Source organism: Aeromonas sp. QDB17, from assembly GCF_027705305.1.
Lineage (GTDB): Bacteria > Pseudomonadota > Gammaproteobacteria > Enterobacterales > Aeromonadaceae > Aeromonas > Aeromonas caviae.
The window spans coordinates 267296-282324 of record NZ_JAPDBP010000003.1 but is presented as its reverse complement, the minus strand read 5'-3'; the positions used below and the strand labels follow the sequence as shown (position 1 = coordinate 282324).

13 protein-coding genes and 1 pseudogene are annotated in these 15029 nt (G+C 61.3%); 8 read left to right on the top strand and 6 right to left on the bottom strand.

Going from position 1 to position 15029, the window contains the following annotated elements; all coding sequences use genetic code 11:
* Nucleotides 1-77 precede the first annotated feature (77 nt).
* Nucleotides 78-527: pseudogene (locus tag OKC41_RS04780) on the top strand (integrase core domain-containing protein); the annotation flags it as partial.
* 185 nt (nucleotides 528-712) lie between these two features.
* On the opposite strand, the gene OKC41_RS04775 reads toward OKC41_RS04780, so the two are convergent.
* The gene (locus OKC41_RS04775; protein WP_270671766.1) at nucleotides 713-1246 is read right to left on the bottom strand and encodes a hypothetical protein; all 534 of its coding nucleotides are present in this window, start codon (nucleotides 1244-1246) and stop codon (nucleotides 713-715) included.
* 167 nt (nucleotides 1247-1413) lie between these two features.
* Nucleotides 1414-3405, bottom strand: a complete 1992-nt coding sequence (gene tkt, locus OKC41_RS04770; protein ID WP_270671765.1) for a transketolase — start codon at nucleotides 3403-3405, stop codon at nucleotides 1414-1416.
* A gap of 340 nt (nucleotides 3406-3745) precedes the next feature.
* Here tkt and metK point away from each other — a divergent pair, with 340 nt between their 5' ends.
* From metK to ruvX, 7 genes are all read left to right on the top strand, one after another.
* Nucleotides 3746-4897 carry a methionine adenosyltransferase gene (gene metK / locus OKC41_RS04765; protein WP_010673869.1) on the top strand — a complete coding sequence of 384 codons (1152 nt, stop codon included), beginning with the start codon at nucleotides 3746-3748 and terminating at the stop codon, nucleotides 4895-4897.
* Between the two features lie 67 nt (nucleotides 4898-4964).
* On the top strand, nucleotides 4965-5504 hold the full coding sequence (locus OKC41_RS04760; RefSeq protein ID WP_270671764.1) for a SprT family zinc-dependent metalloprotease: 540 nt from the start codon (nucleotides 4965-4967) through the stop codon (nucleotides 5502-5504).
* A 73-nt stretch (nucleotides 5505-5577) separates the two neighbouring features.
* The gene (locus tag OKC41_RS04755; protein ID WP_039040144.1) at nucleotides 5578-6270 is read left to right on the top strand and encodes an endonuclease; all 693 of its coding nucleotides are present in this window, start codon (nucleotides 5578-5580) and stop codon (nucleotides 6268-6270) included.
* A gap of 129 nt (nucleotides 6271-6399) precedes the next feature.
* The gene (rsmE, locus tag OKC41_RS04750; RefSeq protein WP_052816450.1) at nucleotides 6400-7131 is read left to right on the top strand and encodes a 16S rRNA (uracil(1498)-N(3))-methyltransferase; all 732 of its coding nucleotides are present in this window, start codon (nucleotides 6400-6402) and stop codon (nucleotides 7129-7131) included.
* A gap of 123 nt (nucleotides 7132-7254) precedes the next feature.
* Nucleotides 7255-8205 carry a glutathione synthase gene (gshB, locus tag OKC41_RS04745; RefSeq protein ID WP_041215610.1) on the top strand — a complete coding sequence of 317 codons (951 nt, stop codon included), beginning with the start codon at nucleotides 7255-7257 and terminating at the stop codon, nucleotides 8203-8205.
* Between the two features lie 154 nt (nucleotides 8206-8359).
* A complete protein-coding gene (locus OKC41_RS04740) occupies nucleotides 8360-8914 on the top strand; it encodes a YqgE/AlgH family protein (protein WP_010673864.1) in 555 nt (184 codons plus the stop codon).
* An 82-nt stretch (nucleotides 8915-8996) separates the two neighbouring features.
* Complete coding sequence (gene ruvX / locus OKC41_RS04735) at nucleotides 8997-9419, top strand: Holliday junction resolvase RuvX (protein WP_010673863.1); 423 nt, start codon at nucleotides 8997-8999, stop codon at nucleotides 9417-9419.
* On the opposite strand, the gene yidZ is transcribed toward ruvX, so the two are convergent.
* From yidZ to OKC41_RS04715, 4 genes are all read right to left on the bottom strand, one after another.
* Nucleotides 9416-10456, bottom strand: coding sequence for an HTH-type transcriptional regulator YidZ (yidZ, locus tag OKC41_RS04730; RefSeq protein ID WP_052130442.1), 1041 nt, complete (start codon nucleotides 10454-10456; stop codon nucleotides 9416-9418). The genes ruvX and yidZ overlap by 4 nt on opposite strands.
* A 10-nt stretch (nucleotides 10457-10466) precedes the next feature.
* Nucleotides 10467-11633, bottom strand: coding sequence for an MdtL family multidrug efflux MFS transporter (locus tag OKC41_RS04725; protein WP_201894326.1), 1167 nt, complete (start codon nucleotides 11631-11633; stop codon nucleotides 10467-10469).
* Between the two features lie 292 nt (nucleotides 11634-11925).
* Nucleotides 11926-13074, bottom strand: a complete 1149-nt coding sequence (gene blaMOX, locus OKC41_RS04720; RefSeq protein ID WP_048207176.1) for a CMY-1/MOX family class C beta-lactamase — start codon at nucleotides 13072-13074, stop codon at nucleotides 11926-11928.
* 179 nt (nucleotides 13075-13253) lie between these two features.
* A complete protein-coding gene (locus OKC41_RS04715) occupies nucleotides 13254-14684 on the bottom strand; it encodes a sodium:alanine symporter family protein (RefSeq protein WP_010673860.1) in 1431 nt (476 codons plus the stop codon).
* Between the last annotated feature and the right edge of the window lie 345 nt (nucleotides 14685-15029).

The window sequence follows — 15029 nt, the reverse complement described above, 5'->3', positions numbered from 1 at the left end:
TTCTTCATCCATCGTGATGCTCATGTCTGTGATCTCCACTCATTATGACCTGAGCAGGATTTCAGTGGGTCATTACACGGCTCTACACCAGCAAGCTGCCGGTGACCTCGGTCCATGTGCTCAACGAAACGGTGCTGCCGTTCTTCGAAACCCATGAGGCACGGGTCTATACCATCCTGTCGGACAATGGGCGCGAGTTCTGCGGGCGCCCGGACCATCATCCCTACGAGCTGTTCCTGCAACTGGAGGGGATTGAGCACCGGACCACCAAGGTACGCAGGCCACAGAGCAACGGCTTTATCGAACGGCTGCATCGAACCTTGTTGGATGAACACTTCCGTATCAAAGGGAGGACAACTTGGTATGAGTCGGTGGAGCAGATGCAGACAGACCTGGATAGCTATCTGGATCACTACAACAACCAGCGACCACATCAGGGCAGGATGATGGAGGGTCAGACCCCCTACAGCATGTTCAAAAAGGGTCTGAAATTGATACCGAAGGAAGTGCGCTCTAAAGTAGCGTAAACAAGACACCGGTTTGAGGCCGGTGTCAGGTGATAACTAGATCTGTACACCCCGCCGCAGGTGTAACACGTTGCTTTAACGATAAAAAGACACCGGCTTAGGCCGGTGTCTTTTTATATTTTTGTTGACCTACAACCCAATTGCCTATTATGAATAGCTTCACTTACCTATGATTATTTCCATCCTTATCTATTTTTTATCACAGAATTATTAGCTAACTCTGGAGCAAGTGATTCATAAAAATCAACTGGTCCTTTAGTTATTACCTTTGAAATAACTGCTATTCTTTCAGGCTTGATATTAGGCCCATATGCGATGATCTCACGAGTAACCTCTATATACTCTTCGAGATATCCCCCTGCTTTAGAAAGCCCTAACACTTTAAGTGTCATCCTTGCACGACGAAGTGCTTGGTTATTATTTACAATTGCTTTCCTTGCCGCATCCATATCAATTCCACCGTCTAGATTTCTGACATGGTTACTTACCGCGGTAGCATAGGTTCCGATCAAATGCTCAAACTCAGTTATATCTCTTGCTGCTTCAATAATTAGCTCTTGACGCCGCCTCATCGCATCTTTTCGGTCTTCATTAGAATGATTGAGCTTAGTGATGAAGTAGGTAGATAGAGCACCAATTACTCCACCAAGAACAGTTCCCATGATAGGGAATCCGACTTTAACTATATCAGTGTAAAGTTGAATTTCTTCCTGCGTCATTTTGCCCTCATGCCTATAAATTATATGATTAGCAAGAATACTATTATTTAACGCTACAGAAGTGAATCTTATTTCCCATAGTCGTTAATTTTTATACACCAATAACATCCAATAAAAAGCGCCTCCCGAGGGAGGCGCTTTTCAGTTCAGTACCAAGCAATCAGCGATTACAGGGACTCTGCGGTCGCAACCACATTTTCCACGGTAAAGCCGAACTCCTTGAACAGCAGCTCGGCCGGGGCGGACTCACCGAAGGTGCGCATGCCGATGATCTTGCCGCCAAAGCCCACGTACTTGTACCAGTAGTCGGCGATGCCCGCTTCGATGGCCACACGCTTGGTGACGGCGGCCGGCAGGACGGACTCCTTGTACTCGGCGGACTGGGCATCGAACACGTCGGTAGACGGGATGGAGACCACGCGCACGGCACGGCCCTTGGCAGTCAGCTGCTCATAGGCGGCAACGGCCAGTTCCACTTCGGAACCGGTGGCGATCAGGATCAGTTCCGGGGTACCGGCGCAATCCTTCAGCACGTAACCACCCTTGGCGGCATCGGCCAGTTGCTGGGCGGTGCGGTCCATCTGGGCCAGGTTCTGACGGGAGAAGATCAGGGAGGTCGGGCCGTCGGTACGCTCGATGGCGTGTTTCCAGGCGATGGCGGACTCTACCTGGTCACACGGGCGCCAGGTGCTCATGTTCGGGGTCAGACGCAGGGAGGCGATCTGCTCGACCGGCTGGTGAGTCGGGCCATCTTCACCCAGACCGATGGAGTCGTGGGTGTAGACGAAGATGGCGCGTTGCTTCATCAGGGCGGCCATGCGCAGGGCGTTGCGGGCGTACTCCATGAACATCAGGAAGGTGGCGCCGTAGGGGATGAAACCACCGTGCAGGGCGATGCCGTTCATGATGGCGGACATGCCGAACTCGCGCACACCGTAGTGGATGTAGTTGCCTGCTGCGCTCTCGGGAGTCAGGGACTTGGAGCCAGACCACATGGTCAGGTTGGACGGCGCGAGATCCGCGGAGCCGCCCATGAATTCCGGCAGCAGCTTGCCGAAGGCTTCCAGAGAGTTCTGGGACGCTTTACGGGTCGCGATCTTGGCCGGGTTGGCCTGCAGGGTTTCGATGATCTTGGCGGATTCAGCAGCCCAGTTGGCCGGCAGCTCGCCAGTGGTACGGCGCTTGAACTCGGCAGCCAAGGTCGGGTGAGCGGCTTCATAGGCGGCGAACTTGGCAGCCCAGTCGGATTCGAGCTTGGCGCCCTTTTCCTGACCGTTCCACTCGGCGGCGATGTCGGACGGGATGACGAACGGCGCGTGGTCCCACTTCAGGAAGGCACGGGCGGCGGCGATCTCGTCGTTGCCCAGCGGTGCGCCGTGGCAGTCGTGGGAGCCGGACTTGTTCGGGGAACCGTAACCGATGATGGTGCGGCAGCAGATCAGGGTCGGCTTGCCGGTCTCGGCCTTGGCGGCTTCGATGGCGGCGTTGATGGCTTCCGGATTGTGACCGTCAACGGCCGGGATGACGTGCCAGCCGTAGGCTTCGAAGCGCTTGGGAGTGTCGTCGGTGAACCAGCCTTCTACGTGACCGTCGATGGATATGCCGTTGTCATCCCAGAACGCGATCAGCTTGCCCAGGCCCAGGGTGCCGGCCAGGGAGCAGGCTTCGTGGGAGATACCTTCCATCAGGCAGCCGTCGCCCATGAAGGCGTAGGTGTAGTGGTCAACGATGTCGTGACCCGGCTGGTTGAACTGCTCGGCCATGGCCTTCTCGGCGATCGCCATGCCCACGGCGTTGGTGATGCCCTGACCCAGCGGACCGGTGGTGGTTTCAACGCCCGGCGCATAACCGTACTCCGGGTGACCCGGGGTGCGAGAGTGCAGTTGGCGGAAGTTTTTCAGATCGTCGATGGAGAGGTCATAACCGGAGAGGTGCAGCAGGGAGTACAGCAGCATGGAGCCGTGGCCGTTGGAGAGGATGAAACGGTCGCGGTCGGCCCACTTGGGGTTGTTCGGGTTGTGTTTGAGGTGGCTGCGCCACAGCACTTCAGCGATATCCGCCATTCCCATGGGGGCGCCCGGGTGACCGGAGTTGGCTTTTTGAACGGCATCCATACTCAATGCACGAATGGCATTGGCAAGCTCTTTACGAGAAGGCATCTGTATCTCCTGCGATTGCTTCATTTGATGGCCAAGATTAAGGCGCGTTATTGTCCCAGCAGGGGGCGCGGCGTGCAAATATTATCTGGGCGAATAAAGTGGCTTTGGGAGCACAATCGCTTTTCTGGGCGGGGAAAACGATTCAATCCGCCCCCTGCCTTACCTCCATGGAGGTGGATCCCTTCCCCATCCCGCCCCGGGCGGCTCCACCCCCAAATAGTGCTGGCAATCACCGGATGACCTATTTAAAATAGACGTCCAGATGTAGATACCTCTACAGTCATCCCGTCATTATCCGGTTATGGCCAAGGCGATAACCCTTACGAATCGAGAACCAAACATGGCAAAGCTGTTTACTTCCGAGTCGGTCTCCGAAGGCCATCCCGATAAAATCGCCGACCAGATCTCCGATGCGGTGCTGGACGCCATCCTGCAGCAGGACACCAAGGCGCGCGTCGCCTGCGAAACCCTGGTCAAGACCGGCATGGTGATGGTAGCCGGCGAAGTGACCACCTCTGCCTGGGTCGACATCGAACAGATCGTGCGCGACACCGTGCGCGAGATTGGTTACACCCACTCCGACATGGGCTTCGACGCCGACTCCTGCGCCGTGCTGAACGCCATCGGCAAACAGTCTCCGGACATCAACCAGGGCGTCGACCGTACCGACCCGCTGGAGCAAGGTGCCGGTGACCAGGGCCTGATGTTCGGCTACGCCACCAACGAAACCGACGTGCTGATGCCCGCGCCCATCACCTACTCCCACCTGCTGGTGAAGCGTCAGGCAGAAGTGCGCAAGAACGGCACCCTGCCGTGGCTGCGTCCGGACGCCAAGAGCCAGCTGACCTTCGCCTACGACGACGCAGGCAAGATCCTGGGTGTCGATGCCGTGGTGCTCTCCACCCAGCATTGCGACTCCATCAGCCACAGCGATCTGGTGGAAGCGGTGCGCGAAGAGATCATCAAGCCGGTGCTGCCCGCCGAGTGGATCAACAAGGACACCAAGTACTTCATCAACCCGACCGGTCGTTTCGTCATCGGCGGCCCCATGGGTGACTGCGGTCTGACCGGTCGCAAGATCATCGTTGACACCTACGGCGGCATGGCCCGTCACGGTGGTGGCGCCTTCTCCGGCAAGGATCCGTCCAAGGTGGACCGCTCTGCCGCCTACGCCGCCCGCTACGTGGCCAAGAACATCGTGGCCGCAGGTCTCGCGGATCGCTGTGAAGTGCAGGTCTCCTACGCCATCGGCGTGGCCGAGCCCACCTCCATCAGCGTCGAAACCTTCGGCACCGGCAAGGTGGCCGAAGCCCTGCTGGTCAAGCTGGTGCGCGAGTTCTTCGAGCTGCGCCCCTATGGCCTCATCGAGATGCTGGATCTGAAGCGCCCGATCTACCAGGCAACCGCCGCTTACGGCCACTTCGGCCGCGACGAGTTCCCCTGGGAGAAGACCGACAAGGCCGAGCTGCTGCGCGCTGCCGCTGGCCTGTAAGGCTCGAGGTTGTGATAAAAGGGGGGCCTGGCTCCCCTTTTGCTTTTGTGTCCGTCCCGAGGATCCCATGCCTGCCACTGCCACCCGGCTTGACCCCGCCCTCATCGAGACGCTGCTCGCGCGTGTCGAGTCCTGCTTTGTGCAGGCTGAAACGCGCCTTGGCCGCACCTTCCCGCGCCCGCAAGTCCACTGCAACATGCGGGGCCGGGCGGCAGGATCGGCGCGGCTGCAAACCTGGGAGCTGCGTTTCAATCCGGCGCTCTATCAGGCCAATCAGCAGGCATTTCTCAGGGAAGTAGTGCCCCACGAGGTGGCGCACCTGCTGGTCTATGCGCTCTGGGGAGAGGGGCGTGACAAGAGCCGGGTACTGCCCCACGGCCGCCAGTGGCAGTCGGTGATGCGGGATCTGTTCGGCCTCGAACCCAGCACCACCCACAGCTTCGATCTGGGGGTGCTGGCCCAGCGCACCTTCGTGTATGCCTGCGCCTGCCAGCAGCATCCCCTCTCCGTGCGCCGCCACAACAAGGTGATGCGCGGCGAGGCCCGCTATCACTGCCGCCGCTGTCGCCAGCCCCTGGTGTGGCAGCGCGACACGACGGCGGATTGAGTCACCCCGTGTCGCGCTCCTGTGATAGGGTGCGCGCTTACTTCATTCAACTGTCTCATTGCCAAGGATATTCATGTTTCGCCCTCTGCTCTCCCTCTGCCTGGCCCTGCTGGTCAGCGCCCCGGCCCATGCCGACAACATCCAGACCTTTCGCGCCGCCAAGCAGGATCTGAACAAGCTCTACCAGAGCCACCCCGTCACCTTCTACTGCGGCTGCAACATCAAGTTCAGCGGCAAGAAGATGGCCCCCGACTGGGAGAGCTGCGGCTACCTGCCGCGCAAGCAAGCCGAGCGGGCCTCCCGCATCGAATGGGAGCACGTGGTGCCCGCCTGGGAGTTCGGCCACCAGCTCCAGTGCTGGCAGGACGGGGGTCGCAAGAATTGCGGCAAGAGCGACGAGTTCAACAGGATGGAGGGAGACATGCACAACCTCTTCCCCGCCATCGGCGAGGTGAACGGTGATCGGGCGAACTTCCGCTTCAGCGACTGGAACGGCAAACCGAACCAGTACGGCAAGTGCCAGATGCTGGTGGACTTCAAGGAGCGCCAGGTGCAGCCGCCCAAGGGGCCGGTGCGTGGCCAGATCGCCCGCGCCTACCTCTACATGAGCCAGCAGTACGGACTGCGTCTGGCGGCCCAGCAGCGCAAGCTTTACGAAGCCTGGGATAGGCAGTATCCGGCTGATCGCTGGGAGTGCGAGCGCAACCGCCGTATCGGCAAGCTGCAGGGCAATACCAATCCCTTCATTGAAAAGCAGTGCCAATAACCCCATTTGACCAGGGAGGGGGAGCGTCCCCCTCCTCCTGAATCCCTTCACTCTCTGTCTCGCGAGCCTTGCTCGCCGCCGTGCAGTAGGGTATTGAAGGGTTTCCAAGCAAGAGACTGACTATCAGCCATGCGCATTCCACGTATCTATGAACCGGCCAGCCTGCAGGTGGGCCAGACCCTCGCCCTGTCGGAAGACGGTGCCAATCACATCGGCCGCGTGCTGCGCATGCAGCCGGGCCAGCAGCTCGAGCTGTTCAACGGCGACGGCCACCAGTACCCCGCCACCATCACCAGTGTGGGCAAGAAGTCCGTTGAGGTGACCATCGACAGTTGCGAGACCCGCTCGGTGGAGTCCCCGCTCGCCATCCACCTGGGTCAGGTGATCAGCCGCGGCGACAAGATGGACTTCACCATCCAGAAATCCGTGGAGCTCGGCGTCACCTGCATCACTCCCCTCTTCTCCGAGCGCTGCGGCGTCAAGCTGCCGGCCGATCGGCTGGAGAAAAAACGCGAGCAGTGGCAGAAGGTGGTGATCAGCGCCTGCGAGCAGTGCGGCCGCAATACCGTGCCCGAGGTGCGCATGCCGATGGAGCTGGACGCCTGGCTGGCGGAAGAGACCCAGGAGCTCAAGCTCAACCTGCACCCGCGCGCCCCTTACAGCATCAACACCCTGCCCATCCCCGAGCACGGCGTGCGCCTGCTGATCGGCCCGGAAGGGGGCTTGTCCAGCGACGAGATCGCCCGTACCGTGCAGGAAGATTTCAAGGAGATGCTGCTGGGGCCGCGGGTGCTGCGCACCGAAACCGCCGCCCTGACGGCAATTACTGCGCTTCAGTGCCGCTTTGGCGATCTGGCCTGACAGCCGACCCCACCCCGGCCCTCCCCTTCGCAGGGGAGGGAGCAACAGGCCCCTCCCCCTTGTGAAGGAGGAGGCAGGGAGGGGGTCATCACATCCAATCGAGCCATTAGGAAGGAAACTCGGATGACCATTAAACTCGGCATCGTGATGGACCCCATCTCGGCCATCAACATCAAGAAGGACTCCAGCTTCGCCATGCTCGAAGAGGCGCAAAAGCGCGGCTACGAGCTGTTCTATCTGGAGATGAAGGATCTCTACATGGAGGCCGGTCGCGCCTTCGGTACCATGCGCCCGCTCACCGTCAAATATGACTATGCCGACTGGTACACGCTGGGCGAGGTGGTGGATCAGCCGCTCTCCAGCCTGGACGTGATCCTGATGCGCAAGGATCCCCCCTTCGACACCGAGTTCATCTACGCCACCTACATGCTGGAGCGGGCCGAGGATGAGGGTTGCCTCATCGTCAACAAGCCCCAGAGCCTGCGCGACGCCAACGAGAAGCTCTACACCGCCTGGTTTGCCGAGCACACCCCGACCACACTCGTCACTCGCAGAGCAGACAAGCTGCGTGCCTTCCACGCCCAGCACAAGGACGTCATCCTCAAACCGCTCGACGGCATGGGCGGCGCCTCCATCTTCCGCATGAAGGAGGATGACGCCAACGTCGGTGTCATCATCGAGACATTAACCTCTCACGGCAGCCAGTACTGCATGGCGCAGACCTATCTGCCCGCCATCAAGGATGGCGACAAGCGGGTGCTGGTGGTGGACGGCGAACCGGTACCTTACTGCCTGGCCCGGATCCCGGCCCAGGGTGAGACCCGTGGCAACCTGGCGGCCGGTGGCCGTGGTGAGGCGCGCCCTTTGAGTGACGCGGACTGGGCCATCGCCCGCGCGGTGGGCCCGACCCTGAAAGAGAAGGGGCTCATCTTCGTCGGCCTCGACATCATCGGCGATCGCCTGACCGAGATTAACGTCACCAGCCCGACCTGCATCCGCGAGATAGAGGCGGCCTTCGACGTCTCCATTACCGGCATGCTGATGGACGCCATCGAGCGCCGACTGGGCCGCTGACCCCTTGCCCAGCGACCCGTTGCCGCAGCGAGGAAACACACACAAGGGGCCGTGAAGGCCCCTTTGACTGCCGGCAAAAAGCGGTTTTGCCCGCCGCCATCAACTGCCATAATCACCCCAAATACCTTTGCACGCTAAGAGATACATACGCTCCATGCAAACACTGCAAAATCACTTTCTGCTCGCCATGCCGAGCCTCACGGACGCCTATTTCCAGCGCTCCCTGGTCTATCTGTGCGAACACAGCAGCGAAGGCGCCATGGGACTGGTGGTCAACATTCCGGTCGACATGTCCCTGGACGCCATGCTGACCAAGCTCAACCTCAATCCCCCCGCCACCGCCGAGATGAAACAGCCGGTGTTGCAGGGGGGCCCGGTGCACGGGGATCGCGGCTTCGTGCTGCACAGCTTCCGCCCGGGCTTCAATTCCACCCTGCAGGTGAGCGACGAGATGATGGTCACCACCTCCAAGGACATCCTGGAGACCCTGGGCACCGACGAGGCGCCGGACCACTGGCTGGTGGCGCTCGGTTACGCCGGCTGGAGTGCAGGCCAGCTCGAGCAGGAGCTGGTGGATGGCGCCTGGCTGGTGATCCCCCCCAATCCCAAGCTGGTCTTCGATACCCCCATCCACCTGCGCTGGCAGCAAGCCGCCGCGAGCATTGGGGTCAACCCCCTGCACCTCTCCAGCCAGGTGGGCCATAGCTGACACCCCGGCCCTCCCCCACGAGCAGGGGGAGGCAGGGAGGGGGCTTCCCCCTTCATTTATCCATCCATTTCGAGGAGACCCCATGTCATCACGCAGCATCATGGGCTTTGACTACGGCACCAAGAGCATCGGTGTCGCCATCGGCCAGGAGCTCACGGGCAGCGCCCGCCCCCTTCGCTCCCTCAAGGCCAACGACGGCATCCCCAACTGGGACGAGATAGAGAAGCTGATCAAGGAGTGGCAACCGGATCTGCTGATCGTCGGTCTGCCGCTCAACATGGATGGCACGGACCAAGAGATCACGGTGCGGGCCCGCAAATTCGGCAATCGCCTGCATGGCCGTTTCGGCAAGCCGGTGGAATTCAAGGATGAGCGACTCACCACCACGGATGCCCGCGCCCGCCTGTTTGAACGTGGCGGCTACAAGGCGCTGGACAAGGGGAGCGTGGACGGCGTCTCCGCCCAGCTCATCGTCGAAGCCTGGATGGAAGAGCAGTACGACTAAACCGGGGTGCCTCCTCCCCCTTGCTTCTCTTTCGCCGCCCCGCTCTCCATGGGCCCGCCCCAGGCAAAACGCGTCATCCCCGCCGCGGCCAGGCCATAGAGCCGCCGGATCTCCCCCCGCAACCACATCACCTTGGCATCCTGATTGTGGCGCTTGTGCCACAGCAGGATGAAGGCGATCTCCAGCTGGGCATAGAGAGACTCTTCCAGCGGCAACGGCATGGGGATGAGGTCGGGGTGATGTCTGGCGGCATAGTCCGCGCAATATGAAGGCACCACGGCGATCAGCTCGTGGCTCTTTTGGGCGGCGATATGCAGCGCCTGCTCGAAGCTCGCCACCATGATGGGCACCTGCCGCCTGTGGCCTTCGTCCTCCAGCAGATCATCCAGTGCCCAGCTGTCGCTGGCCTCCCACACCACGCTCACCTGGGGGCAGGCCAGAAAGCGGGTCAGCGACCACGTCTGCCCGAGCAAGGGGTGATCCTTGCGCAGGAACACCACGGGACGATCGCAGAACAGCACCTCGTGATCGATGTAATAGGGCAGCCGGTTGACCCTGGCATGGGAGCGGCCGTGGGTCTCCCGGGCACAGAAGCCGAGATCCGCCTCTCCGTTGACGATGTCGTTGAGAGAGTGGTGATCCCAGCCCAGCATCCTGACCACGGAGTGGGGGTACTTCTGGTAGATGGTCGTGGGCAGCTCGCTCAGGAAGCTGATGCCAAAGGGGGACTCCATCACCAGACTGAAGCGGGCCCCCTCGGGGATCGCCTCGCTGTTGAGGGTGCTGATGCTCTCGGTGAGCTGGAACCAGGTCTTGAGCTCCTCTGCCAGGGTCAGGGAGAGATTGGTCGGCTGCAAGCCCTGGCGCACGCGCACGAAGAGGGGATCCCCGAACCAGTCCCGCAGCTTGCCGAGCGCCTTGCTCACCGCCGACGGGGTGACACACAGCTTCTTGGCCGCCCCCGCCACGCTGCGCTCCTGCATCAGGTGCCTGAAGACCACCAGCAGGTTCAAATCGAGTTCACCCAGATTGCGCATCGCTTCTCTCCTATCCCCGAGCCCGGACTCGCCGGATCGCACGCCATGGTAGCAGCACCTTGACCACCAGGTAACCGAGCAGCGCCAGCAGGAGTGCCAGGATCAGCATCCAGAGCGCAGGCATCCCCAGATGGCCCATCCCCCAGATGAAGAGCCCGGACAACCCTATCTGCATGATGCAGAGCAGGGCACTGGCCGATGCCACCTGATCCCCGCACACATCCAGCGCCTCCCCCATCGCCACCCCGAACCCGCAGGAAAACCCGATGCAGACCAGGGCACACCCCGCCAGCAGCCAGGACAGGCCGCCTTCGGGCCCGCTGCTGCACAGCAGGGCGAGCAAGGCCAGCAGGTAGGCGAGGTGGGAGAGCGCCAGCACCCTTGCCTTGCCGAGCCAGCGCAGCAGCAAGGGGGTCAGGAAGGAAGCGGACATGCTCACCCCGGCCATCACCATCATCAGCCGGGTGTACTGCTCGGGAGGCAGACCGAACGTGGTCATCAGGACGAGGGGCGAGACGCTCACATAGACCAGGATGGCGGTCACGCTGGCGCTGGTCAGCAAGGCGCGCAGCATGAAGGGGGCCATGCCCAGCAGGGCCAGCGGCGATGCCCCCGCAGGCTGGCGGGCGGGGCGGGTCTCCTTGAGCAGTCGCAGGTTGACCAGGGCACTGATGACAGCCACCAGCGCCATGCCCACGAAGATGCCGCGCCACTCGAAGTGCGACAGGATGAGATAACCGAGTACGGGAGCCAGCACCGGAATGACGCAGATCACGCCGTTGATGAGGGAGAGGGCCATCGCGAGGCGCGCCTGGCTCAGCACATCCCGCAGCACGGTGAAGGTCATGATGTAGAGCGCTCCAGCGCCCACCCCTTGCCAGAAACGCCCCAGATAAAACTGGGCGATGCCGGTCGCCTCCGCCGCCACCAGGGAAGCGACCACGAAGATGAGAGCGCCCCCCAGCACCACGGGGCGCCTGCCATGGCGATCCGCCAGCATGCCCCCCGGCAGCACGGTAGCCGCCATGCCCAGCAGATAGATGGAAAAAGCGGTGTGGATCTGCGCCTCGCTCCCCTGCAGGGTTTGCGCAATGCGGGGGACGGCCACCAGATAGAGATCGATCCCGAGGGGATAGAGGATGATCATCAGAAAAGTACACAGCAGAAACATACCCATGAAGGCTCCATAGCAGCAGGTTTCACCATCACAGGTGCGCTGTCAGCGAGATTGACAACTCAATCCTGCAAAAGCAGAGGAAGATGCCGGGCACTATAGAGCGGGCGGCCTGCCGGGGCCTAGTGACGAGATGGCACTCGGTGGATGCCAATCCGGACATATCCCGCAGGAGAGGCCCGGATTGGCATGCTCATCGACCCGCCCCCTGCCAGGTCGCCCTTGAGGGGTCGGGTCCGAGGTAACGGGCACGCCGCGATGCGACGTGCCCTCAAGGCTCAGCGACGGCGCACCATTACCTGGCCAGTTGCGTCAGGATGGCGTGGGCCGCTTTCACCCTGGCCGGGATAGGATAGTTGCGGTTGGCCAGCATGACGATGCCGATCCCTTTGGCCGGCACGAAGGCCACATAGGCGCCGAAGCCGCTGGTCGAGCCGGTCTTGTTGAAGAGCATCTGGCTCCCCGACTCCCGGGGCGCCGCCGTCGGATTGGCTTCGAGGATCACCTTGGCCGAATTGCCCGCCAGCAATGTCTGCTCGCTGACGGGATAGGCGTAACGCTCCCAACCCAGTCCCTGGGTCATCCCGCCTACCGAGTAGTGCCCTTTGTGGGTCAGGGAGATGGCCTGCTGCAACGCCTTGTCATCAACCCCGCTGATGTTGGCCTTCACAAAGCGCAGCAGATCCGCCGAGCTGGTCTTGATGCCGTAGGCCTCGTCCGCCAGCATGCCGGGGCTGACCCTGATGGGCTTGTCCTCTTTCGAATAGCCATAGGCATAACTCGCCATGGCCTGCTTCGGCACATTGACATAGGTGTGGTGCAGGCCAAGCCCCGGCAGGAGCGTCTGCTCCATCAACTGGGCAAACGGCTGCTTCAGGCTGCTCGCCGCCAGGTGGCCGAACAGCCCTATGCTGGGGTTAGAGTACTGGCGATGGGAACCCGGCGAGTAGGCTGGGGTCCACTGGCGGTAGTAGGCCTGCATCTTCTCGAGCGAATCCACCTCCTCGGGGAATTGCAGCGGCAAGCCGCCCGCGCTGTAGGTAGCCAGCTCCCCCATGGTGATGCTGTCAAAGGCGGATCCCTTGAGCCAGGGGGCGTGCCGGCTCGCCTTGTCATCCAGTTGCATCGCTCCCTTGACCACCGCATAGGCTCCTAGGGTCGCGGTCAGGGGCTTGCTCACGGAGCCTATCTCGAACAGGGTCTGCTCGCTGACACCGACTGCGCGCTCCCGATCGGCCACACCGTAGTTGAAATAGTGGGCCTTGCCATCCTTGAGCACGGCCACCGCCATGCCCGGAATCCTGTGCTCCTTGAGCAGCGGCCGTATGCTGGCATCCACCACGGGGCGCAGGGGATCGACCGGTGAAGTCTCACCTGCATGGGCCAGACCGGCCCACATCAGGGTGGCCACGGCCCCCCACAGGATGGATTGTCGTTGTTGCATTGCATGTCTCCTGACTGTCGTTAGCAAGGTATCGCCATGGCGGCGACTGATGAGCCCAGCATAGTCCCGCAAGGTGTGCTGCCGATGAGGCTCTGTGAAGTCTGTGTGAAGCCGCTCCCTCTTTTTACCCATGAAAAAGGGGAGCCATGGCTCCCCTTCAATCACCTTGCAACGCGGGCTTATTTCTTGCCCGGGTTGTCCCAGATCCCCTCTTCCAGCTGGCTGCGCAGCTCCGGGTATTTGTTGGCATCGAAGGTCGGCACGCGCCCCAGCTTGAGCTGGTCGTTGTAGTCCTTGGCCAGCTTGATGGCGACGCCGGAGAGCAGCAGGATGGCCACCAGGTTGACGATGGCCATCAGCCCCATGGAGACATCCGCCAGAGCCCACACGGTCGGCAGCTCGCCCACGGAGCCGAACATCACCATGCCCAGCACGAACATCCGGAACAGCATCAGGCCGCCCTTGTGGTTGTGCTCGAGGAACACCAGGTTGGTCTCCGCATAGGAGTAGTTCGCCACGATGGAGGTGAAGGCGAAGAAGAAGATGGCCGCTGCGATGAAGATGTTGCCACCGCCGCCCACCTGGGAGGAGAGCGCACGCTGGGTCAGCTCGACACCGGTCACGCCGGAGCCCGGCTCGAACTGGCCGGACATCAGGATGATGGCGGCAGTACAGGTACAGATGACGATGGTATCGAGGAAGACCCCCAGCATCTGCACATAGCCCTGGGAGGCCGGGTGCGGCGGATAGGGGGTGGCGGTGGCGGCGGCGTTGGGGGCAGAGCCCATGCCCGCCTCGTTGGAGAAGAGGCCGCGCTTGATGCCGTTGATCATCGCCTGGGAGATGGCATAGCCCATGGCGCCGGAACCCGCCTGCTCGATGCCGAACGCAGACTTGATGATCAGGGCCAGCACGCCGGGCAGCTCGCTGATGTTCATGGCCACCACGAACAGCGCCATCAGGATGTAGGCGAGCGCCATGAAGGGCACCACCAGCTCGGCGAAACGGGCGATGCCGCGGATGCCGCCGAAGATGATGAGGCCGGAGAGCACCACCAGGGCCAGACCGCTCACCCAGTCAGGGATGCCGAAGGCGACGTTCATGGCCAGGCTGATGGAGTTGGCCTGCACCGCGTTGAACACCAGACCGAAGGCCAGCAGCAGGCAGAGGGAGAAGACCACCCCCATCCAGCGCATGCCGAGGCCGCGCTCCATGTAGTAGGCGGGACCGCCCCGGTAGTTGCCGTCCTCGTCCTTGACCTTGTAGAGCTGGGCCAGGGTGCTTTCCACGAAGGCGGTGGCCATGCCGATGAAGGCAATCAGCCACATCCAGAAGACGGCGCCAGGGCCACCCAGATAGATGGCGACGGCCACACCGGCCAGATTGCCCGTCCCGACGCGAGCCGCCAGGCTGGTACACAGAGCCTGGAAGGAGGAGATGCCGGCGCTGTCGGATTTGCGACTGTTGCGCAGGACCGAGAACATGTGGCCGAAGTGGCGGATCTGGATAAAGCCCAGGCGGAAGGTAAAGAAGATACCGACCCCGATCAGCAGGTAAATGAGCACGGCTCCCCACATCAGGTCGTTAATCATTGCAATCAAGGTGTCCATAATTCTCTCGTTGTTATCACATCCATGGCCAGTCTGCGCTGACCGCTCTCTGTCAATTTCCGAACCAGCATTGCGCCGAAGGGGCGGAATCTAGCATAGGGAGGGAATTCAGAATAGTGACAGGGCTCACTGGGGAGACAAAAAACGAGCAATTTGATGCAAAAAAGCTTCATTTAGCACGCAATAAATCAACAAAAATTGATGCGCTACCCAGCGCCCTTACAAATTAGAGCCAATAGAGAACCATTTTACAACTCATCCCATGGGGGTAAAAACCGCTGAGTGAAACGACATCAGGGAGACAAGCGTTTGCCTCTCATGCCTCATCGGCAAGGGGTTGTAACG

Coding starts and splice junctions, on each gene's coding strand:
- OKC41_RS04775 (WP_270671766.1), bottom strand. CDS start 1,246: ATGACGCAGGAAGAAATTCAACTTTACACTGATATAGTTAAAGTCGGA.
- tkt (WP_270671765.1), bottom strand. CDS start 3,405: ATGCCTTCTCGTAAAGAGCTTGCCAATGCCATTCGTGCATTGAGTATG.
- metK (WP_010673869.1), top strand. CDS start 3,746: ATGGCAAAGCTGTTTACTTCCGAGTCGGTCTCCGAAGGCCATCCCGAT.
- OKC41_RS04760 (WP_270671764.1), top strand. CDS start 4,965: ATGCCTGCCACTGCCACCCGGCTTGACCCCGCCCTCATCGAGACGCTG.
- OKC41_RS04755 (WP_039040144.1), top strand. CDS start 5,578: ATGTTTCGCCCTCTGCTCTCCCTCTGCCTGGCCCTGCTGGTCAGCGCC.
- rsmE (WP_052816450.1), top strand. CDS start 6,400: ATGCGCATTCCACGTATCTATGAACCGGCCAGCCTGCAGGTGGGCCAG.
- gshB (WP_041215610.1), top strand. CDS start 7,255: ATGACCATTAAACTCGGCATCGTGATGGACCCCATCTCGGCCATCAAC.
- OKC41_RS04740 (WP_010673864.1), top strand. CDS start 8,360: ATGCAAACACTGCAAAATCACTTTCTGCTCGCCATGCCGAGCCTCACG.
- ruvX (WP_010673863.1), top strand. CDS start 8,997: ATGTCATCACGCAGCATCATGGGCTTTGACTACGGCACCAAGAGCATC.
- yidZ (WP_052130442.1), bottom strand. CDS start 10,456: ATGCGCAATCTGGGTGAACTCGATTTGAACCTGCTGGTGGTCTTCAGG.
- OKC41_RS04725 (WP_201894326.1), bottom strand. CDS start 11,633: ATGGGTATGTTTCTGCTGTGTACTTTTCTGATGATCATCCTCTATCCC.
- blaMOX (WP_048207176.1), bottom strand. CDS start 13,074: ATGCAACAACGACAATCCATCCTGTGGGGGGCCGTGGCCACCCTGATG.
- OKC41_RS04715 (WP_010673860.1), bottom strand. CDS start 14,684: ATGGACACCTTGATTGCAATGATTAACGACCTGATGTGGGGAGCCGTG.